This window comes from Klebsiella sp. 10982, assembly GCF_048589245.1.
In the GTDB taxonomy this organism is placed as follows: Bacteria; Pseudomonadota; Gammaproteobacteria; order Enterobacterales; family Enterobacteriaceae; genus Klebsiella; species Klebsiella quasivariicola.
This window is the reverse complement of sequence record NZ_JBMAXV010000009.1, coordinates 15,763-40,438: the sequence shown is the minus strand read 5'-3', so window position 1 is coordinate 40,438 and position 24,676 is coordinate 15,763. Positions and strand designations below refer to the sequence as shown.

The following is a 24,676-nucleotide window of genomic DNA, read 5'->3' as shown; positions in this document are numbered from 1 at the left end:
GTCGTCAGACGCCGTATCCCATCATCTTGAGTAACTGCTGAGCATGCTGCACCGCGTCCTGCCGGTGGGCGACGCCCAGTTTCTGATACAGGTTGCGAATGTGGGTCTTGATGGTGGTAGCCGCCACGTCAAGCTCGCCGGCAATCTGCTCGTTGCTGTAACCGGAATAGATTAAGCCAAGCACCTGCCATTCGCGCTGGGTCAGCGGGCTGGTGCGGATAAGCTCCGGCACCTCCGGGTGATTCAGCAGCCGCTCGACGAACCCTTCGTCAAAGTGGGCGAATTTGTGGCGATGATGCTGGTTGATGTCGCGCAGAATACGCTGGGCGCGGTGTTGCTCCAGCTCCGGCAGAGTGTTCAGCTGGATCAGCTGGCGCAGCTGCTGAGCCATCGCCTCGCCTTCAATCACAAAGTGGTTGATAAAGCCGGTGCGGTTGGCGAGCGTCAGGGCTTCGAGCAAGGCTTTCTGCGCTTCGCTCTTGCGTCCCGCCTGCCAGTACAGTTGATTGAGCAGCAGCAGATTGCGGTTGAGATCGCTCATCAAACGCAGCGAACGCGCATTTTCGTTCAGCTCTTCCAGCACCATTTCCGCCGGTTCGAAATCGCCCAGCAGGATCTGCGCCCGGGCAATGTTGCGCCACTGGCTCTGCAGGAAGTGGTTGTTGGCGAATTCCGGCTTCGGCGTCTGGCGCAGCCAGTTGGCCGCCGCGGTTTTATCGCCGGTCATCTGCCAGTAGATCACCCGCACCTTATCGGCGTTGGAGACCCAGTCGCTGTGATAGTGACCGTTACCGAGCAGGTTTTCCAGCCGGTTCAGGTGGCTACGGGCATTATCGAGATCGCCGCGCGCCAGCGAGCACTGGACCATCAGCGCCAGACACTGCAGCTGCTGCTGCGGCTGATAAGTTGAGAGAACGTCCATTCCCTGGCGGGCGCAGGCTTCAGCTTCGTCGAGGCGCGCCCATGCCCACAGCAGCTGAGAACGGATGCGCAGCAGGAACTCATGCATCGGCAACTGCTCAAGGTGCTGTTCACGCACCAGCTGGAAGGCTTTCTCCTGGCTCTCCCAGGCAGCCTGCAGGAAGCCCTGGGCAAAGAGAATTTCACTTTGCTGAATAATGCTCCACAGCGCGTAATGCCACACGTCGTGACGGCGGGCCATCTGTTCGGTCTGCTGCATCACGGCGAGGGATTTGGTCAGTTTCCCCTTGCAATGGAGCACTTCGCCATGCACCGAGGTAGCGACGATGCGGCTGTAATAGTTGGCCAGCGGCAGCTCTTCCAGGGCCACCATCGACAGACGTTCCGCCTCGTCCTGGTCGCCGTCGTTAATCGCCACCTGGGCGCGCAGGGCGTTGAAATCGCCATGCATTGCGGTATCCATTTCTACGCTCATCTCCTGCTCGGCGCGCGCCAGCAGAGTGTTCACTTCGCTGTAGCGATGCTGGCTCTGCATCAGCCAGGCCTGGAGCAGGATCAGGCGCGGGTTCTCCAGCAGGTTTGACCACGGCAGTGCCGCCAGCGACTGCTCCAGCAGCCCCAGCTCGCTATGGTTAAACATACCCCAGGCATGATTGAGCAAGATATCGCGCAGCATTTTGGCATCGCCAGCCGCCAGCGCATGATGGATGGCCTCGCTGGGGAAACCTTGTGCCATCCAGCTTTCCGCCGCGGCGTGGTGGATCTCCGGCAGTTCAACCGCCAGCTCCCACTGACAGCGCTGGCGCAGGAAGCTGCCAAACAGCGGGTGATAGCGGAACCACTCGCCGGAATCATCCATCCGCTGCAGGAACAGCCCCTGGCGCTCAATCTCCTCCAGCTGCATCTGGCCATTCTCTTCGCCGGTAACGCGCACAATTAACGCGTCGTTCATCGAGCGCAGCAGAGAACTCTTCAGCAAAAAGTTACGCGTGCGGGCGTCGACGTTGTCCAGCACTTCATCCACCAGATAATCCGACAGATGGCTGGCGTTAATCCCGGCGAGGCGGCGGGCGGAGTGTTGGGCGGAGGAGTTATTCTGGCGGGCGGAGAGGGCGATGAGCTGCAGCGCGGTGGCCCAGCCGGCGACATCGTCGCACAGCCGGCTGCTGTCATCGGCTTCGATAGGTGATGTCAGCCGACAGTCAAAAAATTGTTTCGTTTCCTGGTGGGTAAAGGCCAGCTGCTGGCTGCCAATCTCCAGCAGCTGATCGCGGACGCGCAGGTTGGCAATGCCCAACTGCGGCAGGTTACGCGACAGCACCACCAGAGTCATATTCTCCGGCTGATGGCGCAGGAAAAAGCGCATCGCGTCATGGATCACCGGATTATTGATCAGATGGTAATCATCAATGACGAGATACAGCGGGCGCTGCCAGTCGGCAAGTTCAATAAACAGCTGCGCAAAAAGAGAGGAGAGACTGGCGTACTGGCGTTTTTGCACCATCGCTTCACTGGCCGCGCAGTGGTTGCCGGTAGCCTGCTGAATCGCCGCGATCAGATAGCTGGCAAAACGCTCCTGCTGGTTGTCGCCTTCGTCCAGCGAAAACCACCCAAGATCGTTTTTACCCGCGGCCCACTGAGAGATGAGCGTTGTTTTACCGTACCCGGCAGGACTGGTGATCAGCACGAGACGATAATTGTTCGCGCCGGAAAGTTTCGCCAGTAAGCGCTCACGAACCACAGTGTGTTCAAGGCGGACCGGACGACTTAATTTGGACGGAATCAACATAGTTCTACATTTCGCTGTGCAAGAGAGAGGTGGCGATTTTTTTTGCGCTTCGTAATTAATATCTAATAAGGTCGGCGATTATGAAATTTATTGCAAGTTATGTCCGAAGTTTATGCTCTTGAATTTGCTCTATGTCACAAATTTCGACATTGGCTGAGAATGGGAAAAAATCGCAGGCAGGACTGGTCGGCCGCGGTTTTCAGGCGGTAGCTGGCGGAGTGTGGGTAGATTTATTTTACGCTAAGAGTAGTTGTTTGTTTTTATTAAATTATTGTCAGCGATTTCTTAGAAGTAATCTTTTTTGCGGGTCAATGCGATGAAAGGTGCTTATTTCTTCAGGGGTCTCTATTTATTTTGTTAATAACGTGGCGAGGAACTGGAAGATTTTTTACGCGTATTGGCCTGTAACAAATTTTTAGCTACCGGAGGTAACCTCTCGATTGTCATATCGCGGTGATTTTTACAGCATATTTTTGCCTTCTCACCCACACTATAGTGTTCAGGATCACACTTTTCGCTCATCCCCGCCACTCCTCCCTGTCTAATCCCCGTCAGGATGAGGACGATGAATCGGGAGGTCGGCACACTAGCGCCATCGTTTTAGTAAAGGACCCGGATCTCATTATGTCACAGACTACATTTAACAAAGCTCAGTTTCAGGCTGCACTGACGCGTCAGTGGCAGCATTTTGGTTTACAGTCCGCTTCCGAGATGACACAGCGTCAATGGTGGCGCGCAGTCAGCGGAGCGTTGGCGGAACTCCTGGCGGCGCAGCCGGTAGCGAAACCGGCGCAAGGACAGCGTCACGTTAACTACATCTCAATGGAGTTTCTGATTGGTCGTCTGACCGGCAACAACCTGCTCAACCTGGGCTGGTACGAGGGCGTGAGCGACGCGCTGAAAGGCTACGATGTCAACCTCACCGATCTGCTGGAAGAAGAGACTGACCCGGCGCTGGGTAACGGTGGCCTGGGACGTCTGGCAGCCTGCTTCCTCGACTCCATGGCGACGGTGGGGCAGTCGGCGACCGGTTACGGTCTCAACTACCAGTATGGCCTGTTCCGCCAGTCATTTGACGATGGCCAGCAGATGGAAGCCCCTGACGACTGGGGGCGCAGCAGCTACCCGTGGTTCCGTCATAACGAAGCGCTGGATGTCCAGGTAGGTATCGGCGGGAAAGTCAGCAAAAACGGCGAATGGCAGCCGGCGTTCGTCATTACCGGCGAAGCCTGGGACCTGCCGGTGCTTGGCTATCGCAACAACGTCGCCCAGCCGCTGCGTCTGTGGCAGGCCAAACACGCTCATCCGTTCAACCTGACCAAATTCAACGATGGCGATTTCCTGCGCGCCGAGCAGCAGGGCATCGACGCGGAAAAACTGACCAAGGTGCTGTACCCGAACGACAACCATCAGGCCGGTAAAAAACTGCGCCTGATGCAGCAGTACTTCCAGTGCGCCTGCTCAGTGGCCGATATCCTGCGCCGTCATCATCTGGCAGGCCGCAAGCTGGCCGAGCTGGCGGATTACGAAGTGATCCAGCTGAACGATACGCACCCGACCATCGCCATCCCGGAGCTGCTGCGCGTGCTGATTGACGAGCACCAACTGAGCTGGGACGACGCCTGGGCGATCACCAGCAAAACCTTTGCTTACACCAACCACACCCTGATGCCGGAAGCGTTGGAATGCTGGGATGAGAAGCTGGTGAAAGCGCTGCTGCCGCGCCATATGCAGATCATTAAAGAGATCAACGACCGCTTTAAACAGCTGGTGGACAAAACCTGGCCGGGCGATAAGCAGGTCTGGGCGAAGCTGGCGGTGGTGCATGACAAACAGGTCCGGATGGCCAACATGTGCGTGGTGGGCGGCTTTGCCGTCAACGGCGTGGCGGCGCTGCACTCGGACCTGGTGGTGAAAGATCTGTTCCCGGAATATAACCAGCTGTGGCCAAACAAATTCCATAACGTGACCAACGGCATCACGCCGCGCCGCTGGATCAAGCAGTGCAACCCGGCGCTGGCCTCGCTGCTGGATGAGACGCTGAAAAAAGAGTGGGCCAATGACCTCGACCAGCTGATCAATCTGGAAAAATACGCTGACGATGCGGCGTTCCGTCAGACCTACCGCGACATCAAGCAGGCTAACAAAGTGCGTCTGGCCGAGTTTGTGAAGCAGCGCACCGGGATCGAAATTAACCCGCAGGCGATTTTTGACATCCAGATCAAACGCCTGCACGAGTACAAGCGTCAGCACCTGAACCTGCTGCATATCCTCGCGCTGTACAAAGAGATCCGTGAAAATCCGCAGGCCGATCGCGTACCGCGCGTCTTCCTGTTCGGTGCGAAAGCGGCGCCGGGCTACTATCTGGCGAAGAACATTATTTTTGCCATCAACAAGGTAGCAGAAGCGATCAACAACGATCCGAAAGTCGGCGATAAGCTGAAAGTGGTCTTCCTGCCGGACTATTGTGTATCGGCGGCGGAAAAACTGATCCCGGCAGCGGACATCTCCGAGCAGATCTCCACCGCGGGTAAAGAGGCCTCTGGTACCGGCAACATGAAGCTGGCGCTGAACGGGGCGCTGACCGTCGGGACGCTGGATGGCGCCAACGTGGAAATCGCCGAGCAGGTGGGGGAAGAGAACATCTTTATCTTCGGCCACACCGTGGAAGAGGTGAAAGCCCTGAAAGCGAAAGGCTATGATCCGCTGAAATGGCGTAAGAAAGACAAACTGCTCGATGCGGTGCTCAAGGAGCTGGAGAACGGCACCTATAGCGATGGCGACAAGCATGCCTTCGACCAGATGCTGCACAGCCTGCTGCAGGGCGGCGATCCGTACCTGGTGCTGGCCGATTTCGAAGCCTACGTGGCGGCGCAAAAACGGGTAGATGAGCTGTATCGCGACCAGGAGGCCTGGACCCGCGCGACAATCCTCAACACCGCGCGCTGCGGCATGTTCAGCTCCGACCGCTCGATCCGTGATTATCAGCAACGTATCTGGCAGGCGAAACGCTAAAGGAAGGCCTATGGAGAGTAAACGCCTCGATAATGCCGCGCTGGCGGCGGGCATCAGCCCCAGCTATATCAATGCGCACGGCAAGCCGCAGTCTATCGCGGCTGTCACCAAACAGCGCCTGCTGGATGCGATGCATCGCTCTACCGCCGCCACGAAAGTGGCGGTTAACCCGCTGCCGAACGTGAAAATTTTCACCCACGGCAAAAAAATGTCGCTGCCGGTGGCAGGACGCGGTGAGTATCAGTGGATCCTGACCACTGAGGACGGTAAACAGTATCAAGGGAAAACCCGCGGCGGCGAGACGCTGCCGCTGCCGGCTAAACTGCCGGAGGGCTACCACTCCCTGACCCTCACCCAGGAGGGAGAGCGCTGGCACTGCCGGACGATCGTCGCGCCGGCGCGCTGCTACGAACCGCAGCCGCTGAAAGAGGGGAAAAAGCTGTGGGGCACCTGCGTGCAGCTGTATACCCTGCGCTCGGAGAAAAACTGGGGGATCGGCGATTTTGGCGATCTGCGGGCCATGCTGCCGGAAATCGCCCGTCGCGGCGGGTCGTTTATTGGCCTTAACCCGATTCATGCGCTCTATCCGGCGAACCCGGAGAGCGCCAGCCCGTATAGTCCATCTTCACGTCGCTGGCTGAACGTCATCTACATCGACGTCAACGCGGTTGAGGATTTCCAGCATAGCGAAGAGGCGCAGGCGTGGTGGCACTCTCCGGCAACGCAGCAGGCACTGCAGGCGGCGCGGCAAACGGATGATGTCGACTACACCGCCGTCACCACGCTGAAAATGACTGCGCTGCGTATGGCGTGGAAACGATTCTCTCGTCGTGAAGATGAGCAGATGACGGCGTTCCGCGAGTTTGTCCTGCGCGAGGGGGAAAGCCTCTACTGGCAGGCGGCTTTCGATGCGCTGCACGCCTGGCAGGTGCAACAGGACCCGCTGCGCTGGGGCTGGCCGGCCTGGCCGAAGGCCTTTCAGGATATCAACAGCCCGGAGGTGAAAGCCTTCTGCATCGAGCATGAGGACGATGTCAGTTTCTATCTCTGGCTGCAGTGGCTGGCCTGGAGCCAGTTTGCCGCCTGCTGGGAAACCAGCCAGCGTGACGGGATGCCGATCGGCCTCTACCGCGATCTGGCGGTGGGCGTCGCCGAGGGCGGGTCGGAGACCTGGTGCGATCGTGAACTGTACTGCCTGAAAGCGTCCGTGGGCGCGCCGCCGGATATTCTGGGCCCGCTGGGCCAGAACTGGGGCCTGCCGCCGATGGATCCGCATATCATTGCCGCCCGTGCCTATGAGCCGTTTATCGACCTGCTGCGCGCCAATATGCAGAACTGCGGCGCGCTGCGCATCGATCATGTGATGTCGGTGCTGCGTCTATGGTGGATCCCCTATGGTGAAACCGCCGACCATGGCGCTTACGTTCAGTATCCGGTCGACGATCTGCTGTCGCTGCTGGCGCTGGAAAGCCAGCGCCATCGCTGCATGGTGATCGGCGAAGACCTGGGCACCGTGCCGGTGGAGATCGTCAGCAAGCTACGCAACAGCGGCGTCTATTCGTATAAGGTGCTCTATTTTGAGAGTGATGCAGAGAAAACGTTCCGCGCGCCGGCGCTGTACCCGGAGCAATCAATGGCTGTGGCGACGACGCACGACCTGCCCACCCTCCGCGGCTACTGGGAAAGCGGCGACCTGACGCTAGGTAAAGCGCTGGGGCTCTATCCGGACGACGTGGTGCTGCGCGGATTGTATCAGGACCGCGAGCTGGCGAAGCAAGGGCTGCTGGACGCGCTGCATAAGTACGGTTGTCTGCCCAAGCGCGCCGGACATAAGGCCTCGCTGATGAGCATGACGGGGATCCTCAACCGGGGGATGCAGCGTTACATTGCCGACAGTAACAGTGCGCTGCTGGGCCTGCAGCCGGAAGACTGGCTGGAGATGGCGACGCCGGTTAACATTCCGGGCACCAGCACCGAGTACCCGAACTGGCGCCGGAAGCTGTCTGTCACCCTTGAGCAGATGTTTGCCGATGAACAGGTCAACAAACTGATTAAGGATCTGGATAAACGGCGTAAGGCGGCGAGCAAGAAAGCCGCCTCCTGATGATGCCTCCGCCGCGTCGTTCTCTGCGCGGCGAAGAGCATGTCCGATAAAAAAAGGCCGGCCCGCTTCACGCGGACCGGCCTTTTTCTATGGTGAGAGTGACCTTACACCACCATCCCCAGCAGCAAACAACCTACCAGGCCGCAGACGGAGATAATGGTTTCCAGCACCGACCAGGACCTGATGGTCTCGCCGATGGTCAGGTTAAAGTACTCTTTGAACAGCCAGAAGCCCGGATCGTTCACGTGCGAGAAGATAACGCTACCGGAGCCAACGGCGATAACCATCAGTTCCGGGCTGACGCCGGTGGTGGCGATCAGCGGTGCGGCAATCCCGCCTGCGGTGATGGCGGCCACGGTCGCTGAACCCAACGCGATACGCAGCACTGCGGCGATAGACCACGCCATAAACAGCGGAGACATGTTCGATTCGTGCATGATAGAGGCGATGTATTTATCCATGCCGCTATCGACCAGCACCTGTTTGAAGGCGCCGCCGCCGCCGATGATCAACAGCATCATGGCGATGATTTTGATCGAAGAGGTCAGGGTATCGTTGATCTGTTCCATGGAGCGGCCGCGGTTCAGACCGAAGGTGAACAGGGCAATCAGTACCGCAATCAGGGTGGCCATCACCGGGTCGCCGAAGAACTCGGCAATCGGCAGGAAGGCGTGGCCTTTCGGCAGGATCATCTCGGCCACGGCGCGCATCGCCATCAGGATCACCGGCACCAGCGAGGTCCAGACGCTGACGCCAAAGCCAGGCATTTCTTCTTCAGTGAACACTTTCGGGTTATGCAGGCCTTCCGGGATCGGCTTATCAATCCCTTTCAGGAAGTGGGCAAACACCGGTCCCGCCAGGATAACCGTCGGGATAGCCAGAATGGTGCCGTAGAGCAGCGTTTTACCCATATCGGCATGGAAAATGGTGGCAATCGCGGTCGGACCCGGGTGCGGCGGCAGGAAGCCGTGGGTGACGGAGAGCGCGGCGGCCATCGGTACGCCGACGTACAGCAGCGGAATACGGGCCGACGCGGCGATGGTAAATACCAGCGGCAGCATCAGCACGAAGCCTACTTCATAGAACAGCGCGAAGCCGACGGTGAAGCCGGTCAGGACCACGGCCCACTGAATATGCTTCTTACCGAACTTATTGATAAGGGTAGTGGCGATACGCTGGGCGCCGCCGCAGTCTGCCAGCAGTTTACCGAGCATAGCGCCGAAGCCCATGATCAGCGCGAGGCTGCCAAGGGTACCGCCAACGCCGTTCTTGATGGAGACGATCACTTTATCCAGCGGCATACCCTGCATTAATCCGACGGCGAGCGCCACCAGAACCAGCGCAATGAAGCCGTTCATTTTGAAACGGATCATTAACAGCAATAACAGGGCAACCCCGATAGCAACGATGATTAATGGCATGATTTACCTGGCCTTAATTTGTTATGGGTAACGTCAAAGATTCAACCTGTAAGACATCTGCTCCATCTGGGAGCTAAATAGTCCGGCACCGTAAATGCTTGCATTATCCTTACCCAGAGAAAGGATAGCTGGCTATTTTTTTGTCGGTGGTGCCTGAAGGTGATGATACGGGTAACATGTGAGGATTGAGAATCACCTGATGGGGGAAAATGTTAAATATGAGACTTAAGTCATACTCTTTCCCCGGTTTTTGCCGGTCGTTTAGTAGGAGATGTTGCGCGGTAACACAGAATGGATAATACGCTCCGGCGGCAGGCTGCCGCCGGAGGAAGGGCTTAGTAGTAGGAGTGCTCGCCGCGCTGGTGCTCGGTCAGATCGCGAACCCCTTTCAGCTCCGGAAACTCGTTCAGCAGCTGTTTTTCAATGCCTTCTTTCAGGGTTACGTCGACCATCGAGCAGCCGTTGCATCCGCCGCCGAACTGCAGGATAGCCAGACCGTCGTCAGTGATCTCCATCAGCGACACGCGGCCGCCGTGGCCGGCCAGCTGCGGGTTAATCTGCGACTGCAGCAGGTACTCGACGCGCTCCATCAGCGGGGCATCGTCAGAAACTTTACGCATTTTGGCGTTCGGCGCCTTCAGCGTCAGCTGCGAGCCGAGCTGGTCGGTGACGAAATCAATTTCAGCGTCTTCCAGATAGGGCGCGCTGAGCTCATCGACATAGGCGGTCAGCTGTTCAAATTTCAGCGCCGTGTCAGTGTCTTCCACCGCATCCGGTGGGCAGTAGGATACGCCGCACTCAGCGTTTGGGGTGCCGGGATTAATCACAAATACGCGAATTTGCGTCCCTTCTTCCTGATTTGCCAGCAGTTTGGCAAAGTGCGCTTGTGCAGCATCGGAAATACGGATCATAGCGTTGGCCTAATAGTTGACTATTTTACTGGGTTATAATACGCCCATCAGCGGGGGTCTACAAGGTACGGCATAAACACCATACCTGAACCGTCGCGGCGCCGTTTCGCAAAAGCAGGCGGGATATCTCGGCGACGGTGCTGCCGGTCGTGACGACATCATCCACGATAGCGATATGGAGTCCACGTACGGCAAATTCAAGCTGAAAGGCATTTTTCAGGTTCTGTCTGCGCTGGCGGGCATTGAGCGAATGTTGTACGGCGCCGGCTCGCTGGCGCGTCAGGCCGTTGCGATGCCAGACACATTCTCGCCAGTGGGCTAATGGCCGGCACAGCTCGTCGCATTGGTTATACCCCCGGTGCCAGCGGCGCCGGCGCCAGAGCGGTACGCCGACCAGCGCGTCCACCGGCGGCACATCGTGACGCTGCTTAAGGCGCAGCAGCAGCAGGCGTGCCAGGGCGGGCCCCAGCTCCGGACGATGATGAAACTTCAGCTGCTGCACCAGACCGCTCAGCGGCGGACAATAATCATTAACCGCCACCAGCCGACGCCAGGGAGGCGGCTTTTGCAGGCAGCGACCGCAGGGGTGTTGGGACAGCGCCGCCGGCAGGCCACACTGCGGGCAGAGCGGGGGGCAGGCGAGCAGGGCGCGGCTGCAGCGGGAGCAGATCCCCCAGCGAGCGATCGCCAGCGGCATTTGGCATAGCCAGCATAAGCTGTGTGCTGTTAGCATATTTGGCCTTCTATTCAGTAAAAAGAGAACGGTAACGGATGAACGACATCTGGTGGCAGACTATTGGCGAAGGTGATTGTCATCTTGTGCTGCTGCACGGCTGGGGGCTGAACGCTCAGGTATGGGATTGCATCACGCCGCAGCTGGCTTCGCATTTTACCCTCCACCTGGTGGATCTGCCGGGGTATGGCCGCAGCGGCGGGTATGGCGCGATGTCGCTCGAGGCGATGGCGCAGCGGGTGCTTGAGCAGGCCCCTCCACAGGCAGTGTGGCTGGGCTGGAGCCTGGGCGGACTGGTGGCCAGCCAGGTCGCGCTTATGCACCCGGAACGCGTGCAGGCGCTGGTGACGGTCGCCTCTTCCCCCTGTTTCGCGGCCCGCGACGACTGGCCCGGCATTAAGCCCGAGGTGCTGGCCGGGTTTCAGCAGCAGCTAAGCGACGATTTCCAGCGCACCGTCGAGCGGTTCCTTGCTCTGCAAACCATGGGCACAGAGAGCGCGCGTCAGGATGCGCGAGCGTTAAAGCAGGCGGTGCTCTCGCTGCCGATGCCTTCCGCCGAGGCGCTGAACGGTGGGCTGGAGATCCTCAGAACCGTTGATCTGCGCCAGGCGCTGGTCGGGCTGCCAATGCCGTTTTTGCGGCTGTACGGTCGGCTGGACGGACTGGTGCCGCGCAAGATCGTCCCGTTGCTGGACGATCTGTGGCCGGAAAGTGAGTCAATCCTCTTCGATAAGGCAGCGCATGCGCCGTTCGTTTCCCATCCCGAGGCCTTCTGCGAGCCGCTGCTGGCGTTAAAAAAGCGGCTGGGTTAATTTTTTTTGCCACGTCATGGTAAAAGGGCCATTCATAGCAATACTTAGGTTGTCACGGTGGTTGATTATTTCATTCCGCCATCGTGGCCTACAATAACAACCTTATGGAGAGTAGAGGCTATGAAACTTGTTACAGGAATGGTTGCATCTCTGGTGATAGGCACCCTGTCTTTCGGCGCGTTCGCTGCGAAAGAGATCCAAAAAGAAGATGTGGCGAAGATGAACCTGACCAAGGTCGGCAGCATCACGACCTCAAGGACCACCTCGCCGATGGACGCCCGCCGCGATCTGTCTAAAAAAGCGGATGAGCTGGGCGGGAAGTACTTTGTGGTGATTGCCGGGCAGAAAAACGAAAAAACCGTTCACGCTAACGCTGACGTTTATAAATAATCCAGTCATAAAAAACGGGCCAGCAGGCCCGTTTTTTACTGATATCTCACGCTATTCTGGCCATGCTGTTTTCATCGCAGCGCCCACCACTCCTGCTGGCACGCGACTTTTCCTTCAGGACAGCTTTTACAGCTGCCTGAAAGGCAGCCTTCGCTCGTTTCGCTGATCCGTACCACCTTACCCATGGCTTCCATTCGCTCAAGCATGGCGTCAATCATTGGCTGAGGCGTCTGCAGGCGAGCGCTGAGCTGTTTTGCCTCCATGCGGCCCTGCAGGGCCAGCATATCGCGGACTTCCATTAACGACGCCACAGGCCCTCCTTAGTGGCAATCGCCAGCCGGGCTGGCGCAGCAGGAGGTTGGCGTTTTCCGCGTGGCCAGCAGGGAGACGTCCACCCGGCTGCGCGCGCGGCGCAGCAGGCCGAAGAGCACCACGTTGAACAACACTACTGCCAGGATACATACCAGGCTGTAGCGCGGATGATCGCTAAAGCTGACGGTCTGGTAGTAGAGCGTCGAGAGCGAATAGGCAATATTCAGACCCCACAGAATGGAGAAGGTCATCCAGCCGCGGCTCGATTCGCGGGCGATAGCGCCCATCACCGAGATGCAGGGGATATAGAGCAGGACGAAAATCAGGTAGCTGTATGCCGCCGCCGCGCTGCCAAATTTACTGCCCATCACGCCCATGGCGCCAGTGGCCATTTCACCATCGCCTTTGCTGGCTTCGATGGGGTTGGCCAGGACGCTGAGGCTGAAGGTGTCTTTCAGTCCCTGCCAGGTTTCGTCGACGGCGGCCAGCAGTTCTTCGCCGAGGCTGAAGGTTTGCGGATTGAAGTCCTCGTTCTGGATATCTTCAGCGGTATAGAGGGTGTTCAACGTACCCACTACAACCTCTTTCGCCATCGCGCCAGTAAACAGGCCGACGGTGGCCTGCCAGTTATCTTCATGCACGCCGATCGGCTTAAACACCGGGGTAATGACCCGGCTCACCGAGGCCAGCGCGGAGTCGTTGATGTTGTCGACGACTTTACCGCTCAGTGAGAAGCTGTTCAGTGCACTGAGGAAGATACTGACGATGACGATCACCTTCCCGGCGCGCAGCACAAAGCCTTTCAGGCGCTGCCAGGTCTGGATAATCAGGCTCTTGATGTGCGGGACGTGGTACACCGGCAGCTCCATCACGAACGGCGAGGCTTCACCGCGCATAATGGTGTGCTTCAGCATCAGGCCGGTGAGAATCGCCATCACAATGCCCAGCACGTACAGCGAGAAGACCGCCAGCGCGCCGTTCTGCCCGAAGAAGGCGGCCGCGAAGACGGCGAAGATTGCCAGCCGCGCGCCGCAGGACATAAACGGCGCCATCATAATAGTCATCAGACGCTCACGCGGGGCGTCAAGGGTACGGGCACCCATCACCGACGGCACGTTGCAGCCGAAACCGACAATCAGCGGAACGAAGGATTTCCCCGGCAGGCCGAGGGCTTGCATCAGCCGGTCCATGACAAAGGCGGCGCGCGCCATGTAGCCGGAGTCCTCAAGGAAGGAGAGGAACAGATACATCATGCCGATCTGCGGCACCAGCGGCAGCACCGTGTTGATACCGCCGCCGATCCCCTGGGCGAGGAACACGGTCAGCCAGTCCGGGAAGTGCAGGGTGTAACCCAGCCATTGAATGCCATGCACAAAGATCGCGACCGAGCCAGCATCGAAAATCGGCTGTAGCGCGCCGCCAATGTTGATTGCCAGCAGGAACATCAGGTACATGACAAAGAGGAAAATCGGCAACCCGAGGAAGCGGTTGAGGATCACTTTGTCCATCGCGGCGGTGAAGCGGCTTGGCTCGGCGGTCAGGGTGTTGCTGACGGCATCGCAAACGGCAGCGATGGTCTGATAGCGGGCGTCTGCGATATGCAGCGCCGGATCGTCGATCTCGTCGCTGAGGTTCGCCAGAGCGATATCCAGTTTGTCAGCGGCGTCGCCGGCATAGGCCCGGCTGTAGATATCACCTTCCAGCATCTGCAGGCCCAGCCAGCGCCGCTGGCGGGCCGGGATCTGCGCCGACATCTGCTGCGCCAGCAGGTCAGCTTCGCGCAGCAGCGGCTGCGGATAGTGGACCAGCTCAATATCGCTGTTGGCCTGGTGGCGGTCGAGAGCGATCTTCAGCGCTTCGATCCCGCGACCGCGGGTCGAAACCAGCGGAATGACCGGACAGCCGAGGCGGGCGGCGAGAGCATCGATATCAATACGCACCTGCTGCTTTTCGGCAATATCCAGCATGTTCAGCGCAACGACGCAGGGGATCCCCAGTTCGAGTAGCTGCAGCGTCAGATAGAGGTTGCGCTCAAGGTTAGAGGCGTCGACCACGTTAATCAGCATGTCGGCATCGCCGCTCAGGATATAGTGGCAGGCAATCTGCTCGTCCAGCGAGGTCTGCGAAGAGATGGTGGTCAGGGAGTAGGTTCCCGGGAGGTCGACCAGCGTGACCTGATGGTCGGTAGTGGCGAAAATGCCCTCTTTACGCTCAACGGTCACCCCGGCCCAGTTGCCCACGCGCTGACGCGCGCCGGTCAACTGATTAAATAAAGTGGTCTTGCCGGAATTAGGATTACCAATTAAACCAACGGTTAATTTTTTCATATTTCAGACTCTTGTGCCGGGCCAGCCGTTATTGTGCAACCGCTTCCAGTTCGATTAAGGCGAGATCTTTTTTGCGTAATACCAGACTGACGCGTCGGGTTTCGATATGAATAGGGTCGCCGAGCGGCGCCACGCGAACCACATGAAAAGAGGAACCGGGCAGCATGCCGAGGGAGAGCAATTTCTGACGGTATGCTGGGCTAATATCGCGGGAGAATCCAATAATTTTCCACGCACTATCAGGTGTGAATTGCATAGGGCCTACTTGTGTATCGCTAACCGAAAATGAATTGACCGGGCGGCGGGATGTCGTCGCGCCGGAGACCATAGCCAACGAAAAAAGGAAAAAACACGCTGAAACCGATGATAATGAGAATGGTTTTTATCATCAATACATATGATGCGATCAACGCTATTTTTAAAGCGGAAATCACTTTTTTATTGATGTGCCGCAAAATTCGTCTGTGATCGAAAATGTGCGAAATATTATTTCGTCGATCTAATGTTTAATTAAGGTTTCTTAAGTTAACGAAATGAAAATATTAATTTCGCTGTCTTTCAGGCGTGGAATAAAAGCAGATTATCAGAAATAACTGAACCTGTTTTGTGCGTGATGGCGATGGCCTGGTTATGAAAAAAACTGCCCCTGAAAAAGGGGCAGGGAGGGATGATTAGCGTTTTTTACCCATCGCCGCGGCGAGGGCATCCATCATCGCGCTGTTACCCGCAGGCTGCGCGTCGCGTCCGCGGGGTTTGGCGGCTTTGGCGGCCGGACGGTTGCCCTGCGGACGATCCTGGCCACCGCCGCGGCGGGAGGAGCTCTCGCCCGGCTGCTCGTCGAGGCGCATGGTCAGGGCGATACGCTTACGCGGCAGATCGACTTCCATGACTTTGACCTTGACGATGTCGCCCGCTTTCACCACGGTGTGCGGATCTTCAACAAACTTGTCGGAAAGCGACGAAATGTGTACCAGTCCGTCCTGATGAACGCCGATATCAACAAACGCGCCGAAGTTGGTGACGTTAGTGACGGCGCCTTCCAGGATCATCCCCGGCAGCAGGTCGTTCATGGTCTCCACGCCATCGGCGAACTTCGCGGTTTTAAACTCCGGACGCGGATCGCGGCCTGGTTTTTCCAGCTCTTTGATAATATCGGTGACCGTCGGGACGCCAAACTTCTCATCGGTGAAATCCACAGCCTTCAGGTGGCGCAGCGCGCTGCTGTTGCCCATCAGATCTTTCAGCGCCTGCTGGGTGGCGGCCAGAATGCGTTCGACCACCGGATAGGCTTCCGGGTGGACGGTGGAGGCGTCCAGCGGGTTGTCACCGTGGTTGATACGCAGGAAGCCCGCGCATTGCTCAAAGGCTTTCGGCCCCAGACGGCTAACCTTCAGCAACTGCTGGCGGTTCTGGAACTGGCCGTTCTCATCGCGCCAGGCAACGATGTTCTGCGCCATCATGCGAGTCAGGCCGGCGACGCGGGTCAGCAGCGGAACGGAGGCGGTGTTCAGGTCAACACCGACGGCGTTCACGCAGTCTTCCACCACCGCGTCCAGCTTACGCGCCAGCTGGGTCTGGCTGACATCGTGCTGATACTGGCCGACGCCGATGGATTTCGGGTCGATTTTCACCAGCTCGGCCAACGGATCCTGCAGACGGCGGGCGATGGAGACCGCCCCGCGCAGCGACACGTCGAGATCCGGAAACTCCAGTGCCGCCAGCTCGGAGGCGGAGTAAACGGAAGCCCCGGCTTCGCTGACGATCACTTTCTGGGCGGTGACTTTCGGGAACTGCTTCTGCACGTCGAGGAAGAAACGCTCGGTTTCACGTGAGGCGGTACCGTTGCCGATAGCCACCAGTTCAACGTTGTACTTTTCACACAGCGCGGCGACGGCGACGGCCGCTTTGGCGGCCTGGCCGGTGTGGGGATAGATGGTATCGGTGGCCACCAGTTTGCCGGTACCGTCAACCACGGCGACTTTCACCCCGGTGCGCAGGCCTGGATCGAGTCCCATGGTGGCGCGTAGCCCGGCGGGCGCCGCCATCAGCAGGTCGTGCAGGTTACGGGCGAAGACATTGATGGCTTCGTCCTCCGCGCGCTCGCGCACGGTGCCCATCAGCTCGGTTTCGAGATGCATCAACACCTTGATACGCCAGGTCCAGCTGACCACGCCTTTACGCCAGCTGTCCGCCGGGGCGTTATTCAGGCGCAGGCCCAGGTGATCGATAATAATTTGTTCGCCGTGGCTCTCTTTCGGTGGCTCGTCAAACTGTGGGTCGGCGTTTAAAGAGAGCTGCAGGACGCCTTCGTTGCGACCGCGGAACATCGCCAGCGCGCGGTGCGACGGCACGGTGGAGATCGGTTCATGGTGATCGAAGTAGTCGCGGAATTTAGCGCCTTCCTCTTCTTTGCCGCTGACGACGGTGGAGACCAGATGGGCGTTTTTCCACAGATAGTCGCGGACCTTCGCCAGCAGCGCGGCGTCTTCGGCAAAGCGCTCCATCAGAATATATCGCGCGCCGTCCAGTGCCGCTTTGCTGTCGGCCACGCCCTTATCGGCATCAATATATTTTGCGGCCTCCGCTTCCGGGTCGTGGGACGGTTCGTTCCACAGCAGGTCAGCCAGCGGTTCGAGCCCGGCTTCGATGGCGATCTGCCCGCGAGTACGGCGCTTCGGCTTGTACGGCAGGTAGAGATCTTCCAGTTCGGTTTTGCTGAGCGTGGTGGTGATGGCTTTTTCCAGCGCGTCGGTCAGTTTGCCCTGTTCAGCGATGGATTTGAGGATCGCCTGACGACGGTCTTCGAGTTCGCGCAGATAGCCGAGGCGAGTTTCCAGATTACGCAGCTGCGTGTCATCCAGACCGCCGGTGACTTCTTTACGATAACGTGCAATAAACGGCACGGTGTTCCCTTCATCAAGCAGGCGAACGGCAGCTTCTACCTGTTCGGCTCTGGCCTGAAGTTCACCCGCAATAATGCGGCAGAGCGAATCATTCATCATGGCTTTTAATTCATCTTTAGGGTCAAAAATCAGGGACTAGTTATACGGACTGACGGCTGAAAATGCCAGCCGCGCCCGGCGTCTCTCGGAAAGTTCTTGTCTATTTTACGTATTCGATCTCGTTGACATACCAGCTGGCTTCGCCCGCCGGCGTGTTCACGATGGCCAGATCGCCGACCTCTTTTTTCAGCAAGGCGCGCGCCATCGGCGAGTCGATGGAGATATAGTCTTTGCGGCCAAAAATTTCATCGTAGCCGACGATGCGAAAGCGCTTGATATCGCCTTCATCGTTTTCAATCTCTACCCAGGCGCCGAAGAAGACCTTGCCTTCCTGCTGCGGTGAATAATCAACGATCTTTAACTGTTCCAGACATTTGGTCAGATAGCGGACCCGGCGATCGATCTCCCGCAGGCGTTTTTTGTTGTACTGGTAGTCGGCGTTCTCGCTGCGGTCGCCGAGGCTGGCGGCCCAGGTCACCTTTTTGGTCACTTCCGGGCGTTCCTGGCGCCACAGGTAGTCCATTTCCTGCTTCAGTTTTTCATATCCCTCGCGGGTGATCAGCGGCGTTTTCATCGTGAGTTCAACCTTCTGACAGTCTGTCGTTGCGCACAATTTGTAGCGCGTAATAATACCGACAGGATAAATACTGTGTCTTATGATTAAATGTATACTTAACCTGCTGTTAAATATGCTTTGTAACAATTTAGCCTGGAATGTATACCAGATTTAGCTGGTGAGCGCGCCGGGCTTTTTTGAGAATACGCACTGACTATTGCAGTGAACCTTTGGGAGTACAAACAATGCAAGAGAATTATAAGATTCTGGTTGTGGATGACGACATGCGCCTGCGTGCGCTGCTCGAGCGTTATCTGACCGAGCAGGGCTTCCAGGTTCGTAGCGTGGCGAACGCCGAACAGATGGATCGCCTGTTAACCCGTGAATCCTTCCACCTGATGGTGCTGGATCTGATGCTGCCTGGCGAAGATGGTCTCTCTATCTGCCGTCGTCTGCGCAGCCAGAGTAACCCGATGCCGATCATTATGGTGACGGCGAAAGGTGAAGAGGTCGATCGGATCGTTGGCCTGGAAATCGGGGCTGACGACTACATTCCGAAGCCGTTTAACCCGCGTGAACTGCTGGCCCGCATCCGGGCGGTGCTGCGCCGCCAGGCGAATGAACTGCCGGGTGCGCCGTCGCAGGAAGAGGCGGTTATCGCCTTTGGTAAATTCAAACTGAATTTAGGCACCCGTGAAATGTTCCGTGAAGACGAGCCGATGCCGTTGACCAGCGGGGAATTCGCGGTCCTGAAGGCGCTGGTGAGTCATCCTCGCGAGCCGCTGTCGCGCGATAAGCTAATGAACCTCGCTCGCGGTCGTGAATACTCAGCGATGGAGCGCTCCATCGACGTACAGATCTCCCGCCTGCGCCGCATGGTGGAAGAGGACCCGGCGCACCCGCGCTATATCCAGACCGTCTGGGGTCTGGGCTACGTCTTCGTTCCGGACGGTTCTAAGGCATGAAACGCGTGCGCTTTTCGCCGCGCAGCTCCTTTGCTCGCACACTGCTCCTGATCGTCACCTTGCTGTTCGTCAGCCTGGTGACGACCTATCTGGTGGTACTGAATTTCGCGATCCTGCCGAGTCTCCAGCAGTTTAATAAAGTGTTGGCCTACGAAGTGCGTATGCTGATGACCGACAAACTGCAGCTGGAGGATGGCACCCAACTGGTGGTGCCCCCGGCGTTCCGTCGTGAAATTTATCGTGAGCTGGGCATTTCGCTCTATTCCAATGAAGCGGCGGAAGACGCAGGGCTGCGCTGGGCGCAGCATTATGAATTCTTAAGCCAGCAGATGGCCCATCAGCTTGGTGGCCCCACCGAGGTGCGAGTGGAGGTCAATAAAAGCTCCCCCGTGGTGTGGCTGAAGACCTGGCTGTCGCCCAATATCTGGGTGCGAGTGCCGCTGACCGAGATCCATCAGGGCGACTTCTCGCCGCTGTTCCGCTATACCCTGGCGATTATGCTGCTGGCGATAGGCGGCGCCTGGCTGTTTATTCGTATTCAGAACCGCCCGCTGGTGGATCTGGAGCACGCGGCGCTGCAGGTCGGGCGCGGCATTATTCCGCCGCCGCTGCGCGAGTACGGCGCCTCCGAAGTGCGCTCGGTGACGCGTGCCTTTAACCATATGGCGGCGGGCGTGAAGCAGCTGGCTGACGACCGTACGCTGCTGATGGCCGGGGTCAGCCACGATTTACGTACCCCGCTGACCCGCATCCGTCTGGCCACCGAGATGATGGGCGAGCAGGACGGCTATCTCGCAGAGTCGATCAACAAAGATATCGAAGAGTGCAACGCCATCATCGAGCAGTTTATCGATTACCTGCGCACCGGGCAGGAGATGCCGATGGAGCTGGCGGACCTCAATGCGGTGCTGGGGGAAGTGATCGCGGCGGAGAGCGGCTATGAGCGTGAGATCGCCACTGCTCTGCAGGCGGGCGAAATCCCGGTACGTATGCACCCGCTGTCTATCAAGCGCGCACTGGCGAATATGGTGGTGAATGCGGCCCGCTATGGCAATGGCTGGATCAAGGTCAGCAGCGGCAGCGAAGCAAGCCGGGCCTGGTTCCAGGTGGAAGACGACGGACCGGGGATCAAACCTGAGCAGCGCGAGCATCTGTTTCAGCCGTTCGTGCGTGGCGATAGCGCCCGCAGCACCAGCGGCACCGGGCTGGGGCTGGCGATTGTTCAGCGTATTATCGACAATCACAATGGCCGGCTGGAGATTGGCTCCAGTGAACGCGGCGGATTACTGATCCGCGCCTGGCTGCCGGTACACCGGGTGCTGGCGCCGATGAAACCCGTCAAAGAGAGCTGATCGCGTCCACGGTTGGACGGGTCAGGACGTTGCACAATAAAAAGCCGGGCAAGCCCGGCTTTTTCACCTCTGCGCCCGTTAGCGCCGCGGCCCTGCCGCCACCAGCGCGGCGCCCGCTGGCGTATCGGTATACTTCTCGAAGTTCTCAATAAACAGCTTCGCCAGCTGGTCGGCTTTCTCCTGCCACTGCTCCGGAGAACCGTAGGTGCTGCGCGGATCGAGGATGTGGGTATCCACGCCAGGGAGCGCCGTCGGGATCTGCAGGTTAAACATTGGCAGGGTAAAGGTCTCTGCGTTGTCCAGCGAGCCATTGAGGATGGCGTCGATAATGGCGCGGGTATCTTTAATCGAGATGCGCTTGCCAGTGCCGTTCCAGCCGGTATTGACCAGATAAGCCTGCGCGCCGGCCGCCTGCATGCGTTTGACCAGCACTTCGGCGTACTGCGTTGGGTGCAGCGTCAGGAAGGCCGCGCCGAAGCAGGCGGAGAAGGTTGGCGTGGGTTCGGTCACACCGCGTTCGGTGCCGGCCAGTTTGGCGGTAAACCCGGACAGGAAATGGTACTGCGTCTGGTCGGCGGTCAGGCGGGAGACCGGCGGCAGGACGCCGAACGCATCGGCCGTCAGGAAGATCACTTTGGTGGCATGACCCGCTTTGGACACCGGCTTAACAATATTGTCGATGTGGTCGATAGGGTAGGAGACGCGGGTGTTTTCGGTCTTAGAACCGTCATCGAAATCGATAGTGCCGTCGGCGCGCACTACCACGTTTTCCAGCAGGGCGTTGCGGCGGATGGCGTGATAGATATCCGGCTCGGCTGCTTCAGAGAGCTTGATGGTCTTGGCGTAGCAGCCCCCTTCGAAGTTAAACACGCCGTCGTCATCCCAGCCATGTTCATCATCGCCAATCAGACGGCGCTTCGGATCGGTGGAGAGGGTGGTTTTGCCGGTGCCTGAGAGACCGAAGAAAATGGCAACATCGCCTTTTTCGCCGACGTTGGCAGAGCAGTGCATGGAGGCGATGCCCTTCAGCGGCAGCAGGTAGTTCATGATCGAGAACATCCCTTTCTTCATTTCGCCGCCGTACCAGGTGCCGCCGATCAGCTGAATGCGCTCGGTGAGGTTGAAGGCGACAAAGTTTTCCGAGTTCAGGCCTTGCTCTTTCCACTGCGGGTTGGTGCACTTCGCGCCGTTCATCACGATAAAGTCGGGCGCGAATTCCGCCAGCTCTTCATCGCTCGGGCGGATGAACATGTTTTTAACGAAGTGCGCCTGCCAGGCGACTTCGGTAATGAAACGCACGCTGAGACGGGTATCGGCGTTGGCGCCGCAGAAGGCGTCGACGATAAACAGGCGTTTACCGGACAACTGCTGGGTCACCAGCCCTTTCAGATGCTGCCAGGTTTCCTGCGAAAGCGGCTTGTTGTCGTTTTTACCCTTGCCTTTATCGGACCACCAGACGGTATCGCGGGTGGTGTCGTCGCGGACGAGGTACTTATCTTTCGGAGAACGGCCGGTAAAAATGCCCGTATCGACGGCGATAGCGCCCAGACTGGTTAAGACGCCACGTTCGTAACCTTCCAGGTTCGGGTCGAGCTCTTCCTGAAATAACATATCGTAGCTGGGGTTGTGGACGATATCCTGGACGTCATTGATACCATAAGCCTTGAGATCCTGCGGGGTTAAACCATGATTAACGCGCATGTCACTGCTCCTTAGCCAAGATGTACTGATATAAATTGTAGGGTTAATTACCGGATATTGACCGCGACCAGGTTCATAGATTTACGTATCTCGACATTTCGCAGAATGACGAAAAAAACGGTGACTCCTGTCACGAAGTGAAGTGGATTATCTCAGGAAATAGCCGCATGGTGGGGTTAGATGTTTCTCAATGGTTAAAAAGTAATTAAAAAAACTGCTGAAATGTGAATGTAATCGCTTTCCTGAAATAAAATTACGTAACTCTTTCAGGGAAAATTGATTCAACGCGTGAATAAATAAAAGTCAGGCTCCGGGTAGCGAAAGTGAAAATCGCGACCCGGCGCCTGAGGAAGGCGAGGGGATTAATGAACCTGCGGGTCGGCTGGAGAGGCGTTGTTACGGATCTCAGCGATATCCATGGCGTTGAAGATATAGTGGTTACCGCAGTAATCGCAGTGCATATCAATTTCGCCTTCATCGGCGAGGATGCTATCTATCTCTTCATCCGGCAGGGTCTTCAGCGCGCCGGCGCAGCGCTCGCGAGAGCAGGTGCACTTGAATTCCACGCTCTGCGGATCGTAGACCGTGACTTCTTCTTCATGGTAGAGACGCCACAGCACATCATTTGCCGGCAGGGTGAACAGCTCTTCCGCCTTAATGGTCTCGGTAAGCGTCGCCAGGTGCTCGAAGTCGGCAGTCTGGGCATCCTGCGCCGGCATCACCTGCAACAGCATCCCACCCGCCATCGGCTGGCCTTCATGTTCGCCGGTGCGGATGATAAGGCGCGTCGGCAGCTGCTCTGAACGCTGGAAGTAGTCTTCCAGGCAGGCGGCCAGCGTATCGCCTTCCAGCCCCACCACGCCCTGATAGCGTTCGCCTTCTTCCGGAGAGATGGTAATGACCAGGTAGCCGTTGCCGACCATCGTTTTCAGATCCGCATCGTCCGCAATATCACCCTGCACGCGCGCGACGCCGCGCAGCTGCTGCTGGTTATTGCCGTTAATCACCGCCAGCTGTAAAGGACCATCGCCCTGTAACTGAACGGTAATGTCGCCAGCAAACTTCAGCGTCGCGGTCAGCAGGCTGGTGGCGACCAGCAGTTCCGCCAGCACTTTTTTCACCGGCTGGGGATAAGTGTGATTCGCCAGAATCTGTTCCAGGGTTTCCGACACCGTTACCAGCTCGCCGCGCACGGCATAATTTTCAAACAGATAACGATGTAATTGATCGTGTTGAGTCATAATCATCTCTCTTTCTGGCGCGAGTTACTCACTCTCGCCGTGTTTAAATCTCATCAGGTCGCGGCGCTCTTTCTTGTCCGGACGTCTGTCAGGATGCGGCATGGTCAGGGCGTTCATTTTGCGCGCCAGGGCCATTTTTTCACGTTTCTCGATACTTTCCGCCGTCTCTTCATACAGGGTGACGGCTTCGCTTGCCGGGCGGCGCTGTTCGGTAATGCCGACGATCCGTACCGTACGCTCGTCGTTGCCCTGACGGAGCGTCAGCATGGCATCCAGTTCGACAATTTTCCCGGGTTTACTGCGTTGTCCGTTGTAATGCACCTTGCCGCCTTCAATCATCTCCCGCGCCAGCGCGCGGGTTTTGTAGAAGCGGGCGGCCCAAAGCCATTTGTCCAGCCTGACGGTTTCGGTGGGCTTCTCTTTCATCGCCTCTCCTTCGGGGTAAGCGAAGGGATCAGTCGTCGGTAATCATTCAGCCCCGGATGGCGCAGATACTGCTTTTCCGCCAGTCCGGAGTCAGGGTTGGTAATACCCAGGCAGTAACGAATGCCAAATTCCCTCGCGGCATCCAGAATCGCCTCGCTGTCGTCGACAAACAGCGTTTTATGCGCCTCAAGGCCGGTTTCCTCCGCCACGGCGCGCCACAGACGCTGATCCTCTTTCGGATAACCAAATGTGTGGGTGGAAAGTAATAAATCAAGGTGCGCATCCAGGCCGGTGTGTTTGAGCTTCACCGCCAGATTATGGGGATGGGCATTGGTCAACAGAATACGTCGCTTACCGCTGGCCTTGAGCGCGTCAAGGAACGGTACGGTATCCTCGCGCAGCGTGGCGCGCGGTCCCTGTTCGCTGGTCATCGCACAAATATCCAAACCCAGGCGCTCGCTCCAGTAATCCAGACAGTACCAGTTTAGCGTATGCTGCACGGCGTGATACTCCTGACGCATGGCCTCTTTCGCCTGCTGCAAATTGAGGCCGCGCGGGGCGCCCCAGGTTTCAGGCACCAGCGTTTGCCAGAAGTAGTTGTCGAAGGCGAGGTCCAGGAGCGTGCCGTCCATATCCAGCAGAACGGTATCGACCTCCTGCCAGGCGATATCAAAGTGCATGATGACTCTCCAGCGAGC

19 protein-coding genes are annotated in these 24,676 nt (G+C 57.9%); 6 read left to right on the top strand and 13 right to left on the bottom strand.

The window, feature by feature from the left end; genetic code table 11:
* Nucleotides 1–4 precede the first annotated feature (4 nt).
* Nucleotides 5–2,710, bottom strand: a complete 2,706-nt coding sequence (malT, locus tag ACKLKD_RS10140; protein WP_087806359.1) for an HTH-type transcriptional regulator MalT — start codon at nucleotides 2,708–2,710, stop codon at nucleotides 5–7.
* A 624-nt stretch (nucleotides 2,711–3,334) separates the two neighbouring features.
* Here malT and malP point away from each other — a divergent pair.
* Nucleotides 3,335–5,725 carry a maltodextrin phosphorylase gene (gene malP / locus ACKLKD_RS10135; protein WP_080897526.1) on the top strand — a complete coding sequence of 797 codons (2,391 nt, stop codon included), beginning with the start codon at nucleotides 3,335–3,337 and terminating at the stop codon, nucleotides 5,723–5,725.
* A 10-nt stretch (nucleotides 5,726–5,735) separates the two neighbouring features.
* Nucleotides 5,736–7,829 (top strand): 4-alpha-glucanotransferase, encoded by a 2,094-nt coding sequence (gene malQ, locus ACKLKD_RS10130; RefSeq protein WP_080924237.1) that lies wholly within the window; start codon nucleotides 5,736–5,738, stop codon nucleotides 7,827–7,829.
* Between the two features lie 104 nt (nucleotides 7,830–7,933).
* Here the strand turns inward: malQ and gntT are convergent, their stop codons facing one another.
* The 3 genes from gntT to gntX all read right to left on the bottom strand — a co-directional run bounded on the left by gntT (nucleotide 7,934) and on the right by gntX (nucleotide 10,894).
* Nucleotides 7,934–9,250, bottom strand: a complete 1,317-nt coding sequence (gntT, locus tag ACKLKD_RS10125; protein ID WP_080897525.1) for a gluconate transporter — start codon at nucleotides 9,248–9,250, stop codon at nucleotides 7,934–7,936.
* A gap of 335 nt (nucleotides 9,251–9,585) precedes the next feature.
* Complete coding sequence (gene nfuA / locus ACKLKD_RS10120) at nucleotides 9,586–10,161, bottom strand: Fe-S biogenesis protein NfuA (protein WP_002920540.1); 576 nt, start codon at nucleotides 10,159–10,161, stop codon at nucleotides 9,586–9,588.
* A 58-nt stretch (nucleotides 10,162–10,219) separates the two neighbouring features.
* Nucleotides 10,220–10,894 carry a DNA utilization protein GntX gene (gntX, locus tag ACKLKD_RS10115; protein ID WP_042929199.1) on the bottom strand — a complete coding sequence of 225 codons (675 nt, stop codon included), beginning with the start codon at nucleotides 10,892–10,894 and terminating at the stop codon, nucleotides 10,220–10,222.
* A gap of 38 nt (nucleotides 10,895–10,932) precedes the next feature.
* Between gntX and bioH the strand changes: the two genes are divergently transcribed.
* Together bioH and ACKLKD_RS10105 are read left to right on the top strand one after the other, a co-directional pair.
* The gene (gene bioH, locus ACKLKD_RS10110; RefSeq protein ID WP_025711874.1) at nucleotides 10,933–11,706 is read left to right on the top strand and encodes a pimeloyl-ACP methyl ester esterase BioH; all 774 of its coding nucleotides are present in this window, start codon (nucleotides 10,933–10,935) and stop codon (nucleotides 11,704–11,706) included.
* 120 nt (nucleotides 11,707–11,826) lie between these two features.
* Entirely contained in the window at nucleotides 11,827–12,096 is a 270-nt protein-coding gene (locus ACKLKD_RS10105; RefSeq protein WP_002920510.1) for a YdgH/BhsA/McbA-like domain containing protein, read from the top strand.
* Between the two features lie 71 nt (nucleotides 12,097–12,167).
* Here ACKLKD_RS10105 and feoC read toward each other — a convergent pair whose 3' ends face one another.
* The 5 genes from feoC to greB form a co-directional block, all read right to left on the bottom strand.
* Complete coding sequence (gene feoC, locus ACKLKD_RS10100) at nucleotides 12,168–12,407, bottom strand: [Fe-S]-dependent transcriptional repressor FeoC (RefSeq protein WP_025711875.1); 240 nt, start codon at nucleotides 12,405–12,407, stop codon at nucleotides 12,168–12,170.
* A gap of 9 nt (nucleotides 12,408–12,416) precedes the next feature.
* The gene (gene feoB, locus ACKLKD_RS10095; RefSeq protein WP_025711877.1) at nucleotides 12,417–14,735 is read right to left on the bottom strand and encodes a Fe(2+) transporter permease subunit FeoB; all 2,319 of its coding nucleotides are present in this window, start codon (nucleotides 14,733–14,735) and stop codon (nucleotides 12,417–12,419) included.
* Nucleotides 14,736–14,763: 28 nt separating this feature from the next.
* A complete protein-coding gene (gene feoA / locus ACKLKD_RS10090) occupies nucleotides 14,764–14,991 on the bottom strand; it encodes a ferrous iron transporter A (protein WP_025711878.1) in 228 nt (75 codons plus the stop codon).
* Between the two features lie 415 nt (nucleotides 14,992–15,406).
* Nucleotides 15,407–17,737, bottom strand: coding sequence for a Tex family protein (locus ACKLKD_RS10085; RefSeq protein ID WP_080897524.1), 2,331 nt, complete (start codon nucleotides 17,735–17,737; stop codon nucleotides 15,407–15,409).
* Nucleotides 17,738–17,837: 100 nt separating this feature from the next.
* On the bottom strand, nucleotides 17,838–18,311 hold the full coding sequence (gene greB, locus ACKLKD_RS10080; RefSeq protein WP_002920503.1) for a transcription elongation factor GreB: 474 nt from the start codon (nucleotides 18,309–18,311) through the stop codon (nucleotides 17,838–17,840).
* A 227-nt stretch (nucleotides 18,312–18,538) separates the two neighbouring features.
* On the opposite strand from greB, the gene ompR reads away from it, so the two are divergent.
* Together ompR and envZ are read left to right on the top strand one after the other, a co-directional pair.
* A complete protein-coding gene (gene ompR, locus ACKLKD_RS10075) occupies nucleotides 18,539–19,258 on the top strand; it encodes a two-component system response regulator OmpR (protein WP_001157751.1) in 720 nt (239 codons plus the stop codon).
* Nucleotides 19,255–20,610 (top strand): two-component system sensor histidine kinase EnvZ, encoded by a 1,356-nt coding sequence (envZ, locus tag ACKLKD_RS10070; RefSeq protein ID WP_025711881.1) that lies wholly within the window; start codon nucleotides 19,255–19,257, stop codon nucleotides 20,608–20,610. Before ompR ends, envZ begins: the two co-directional genes overlap by 4 nt.
* Before the next feature lie 78 nt (nucleotides 20,611–20,688).
* Here the strand turns inward: envZ and pckA are convergent, their stop codons facing one another.
* The 4 genes from pckA to yrfG all read right to left on the bottom strand — a co-directional run bounded on the left by pckA (nucleotide 20,689) and on the right by yrfG (nucleotide 24,658).
* Complete coding sequence (gene pckA / locus ACKLKD_RS10065; protein WP_025711882.1) at nucleotides 20,689–22,311, bottom strand: phosphoenolpyruvate carboxykinase (ATP); 1,623 nt, start codon at nucleotides 22,309–22,311, stop codon at nucleotides 20,689–20,691.
* A gap of 362 nt (nucleotides 22,312–22,673) precedes the next feature.
* Entirely contained in the window at nucleotides 22,674–23,558 is an 885-nt protein-coding gene (gene hslO / locus ACKLKD_RS10060; protein ID WP_165931759.1) for an Hsp33 family molecular chaperone HslO, read from the bottom strand.
* 18 nt (nucleotides 23,559–23,576) lie between these two features.
* The gene (hslR, locus tag ACKLKD_RS10055) at nucleotides 23,577–23,978 is read right to left on the bottom strand and encodes a ribosome-associated heat shock protein Hsp15 (protein ID WP_017899959.1); all 402 of its coding nucleotides are present in this window, start codon (nucleotides 23,976–23,978) and stop codon (nucleotides 23,577–23,579) included.
* Complete coding sequence (gene yrfG, locus ACKLKD_RS10050) at nucleotides 23,975–24,658, bottom strand: GMP/IMP nucleotidase (RefSeq protein WP_080897523.1); 684 nt, start codon at nucleotides 24,656–24,658, stop codon at nucleotides 23,975–23,977. The genes hslR and yrfG overlap by 4 nt, the downstream gene beginning before the upstream one ends.
* Nucleotides 24,659–24,676 lie beyond the last annotated feature (18 nt).

What these genes read in the sequence shown, in the direction of transcription:
- malT (WP_087806359.1), bottom strand. Translation starts at nt 2,710, where the DNA reads ATGTTGATTCCGTCCAAATTAAGTCGTCCGGTCCGCCTTGAACACACT.
- malP (WP_080897526.1), top strand. Translation starts at nt 3,335, where the DNA reads ATGTCACAGACTACATTTAACAAAGCTCAGTTTCAGGCTGCACTGACG.
- malQ (WP_080924237.1), top strand. Translation starts at nt 5,736, where the DNA reads ATGGAGAGTAAACGCCTCGATAATGCCGCGCTGGCGGCGGGCATCAGC.
- gntT (WP_080897525.1), bottom strand. Translation starts at nt 9,250, where the DNA reads ATGCCATTAATCATCGTTGCTATCGGGGTTGCCCTGTTATTGCTGTTA.
- nfuA (WP_002920540.1), bottom strand. Translation starts at nt 10,161, where the DNA reads ATGATCCGTATTTCCGATGCTGCACAAGCGCACTTTGCCAAACTGCTG.
- gntX (WP_042929199.1), bottom strand. Translation starts at nt 10,894, where the DNA reads ATGCTAACAGCACACAGCTTATGCTGGCTATGCCAAATGCCGCTGGCG.
- bioH (WP_025711874.1), top strand. Translation starts at nt 10,933, where the DNA reads ATGAACGACATCTGGTGGCAGACTATTGGCGAAGGTGATTGTCATCTT.
- ACKLKD_RS10105 (WP_002920510.1), top strand. Translation starts at nt 11,827, where the DNA reads ATGAAACTTGTTACAGGAATGGTTGCATCTCTGGTGATAGGCACCCTG.
- feoB (WP_025711877.1), bottom strand. Translation starts at nt 14,735, where the DNA reads ATGAAAAAATTAACCGTTGGTTTAATTGGTAATCCTAATTCCGGCAAG.
- feoA (WP_025711878.1), bottom strand. Translation starts at nt 14,991, where the DNA reads ATGCAATTCACACCTGATAGTGCGTGGAAAATTATTGGATTCTCCCGC.
- ACKLKD_RS10085 (WP_080897524.1), bottom strand. Translation starts at nt 17,737, where the DNA reads ATGATGAATGATTCGCTCTGCCGCATTATTGCGGGTGAACTTCAGGCC.
- greB (WP_002920503.1), bottom strand. Translation starts at nt 18,311, where the DNA reads ATGAAAACGCCGCTGATCACCCGCGAGGGATATGAAAAACTGAAGCAG.
- ompR (WP_001157751.1), top strand. Translation starts at nt 18,539, where the DNA reads ATGCAAGAGAATTATAAGATTCTGGTTGTGGATGACGACATGCGCCTG.
- envZ (WP_025711881.1), top strand. Translation starts at nt 19,255, where the DNA reads ATGAAACGCGTGCGCTTTTCGCCGCGCAGCTCCTTTGCTCGCACACTG.
- pckA (WP_025711882.1), bottom strand. Translation starts at nt 22,311, where the DNA reads ATGCGCGTTAATCATGGTTTAACCCCGCAGGATCTCAAGGCTTATGGT.
- hslO (WP_165931759.1), bottom strand. Translation starts at nt 23,558, where the DNA reads ATGATTATGACTCAACACGATCAATTACATCGTTATCTGTTTGAAAAT.
- hslR (WP_017899959.1), bottom strand. Translation starts at nt 23,978, where the DNA reads ATGAAAGAGAAGCCCACCGAAACCGTCAGGCTGGACAAATGGCTTTGG.
- yrfG (WP_080897523.1), bottom strand. Translation starts at nt 24,658, where the DNA reads ATGCACTTTGATATCGCCTGGCAGGAGGTCGATACCGTTCTGCTGGAT.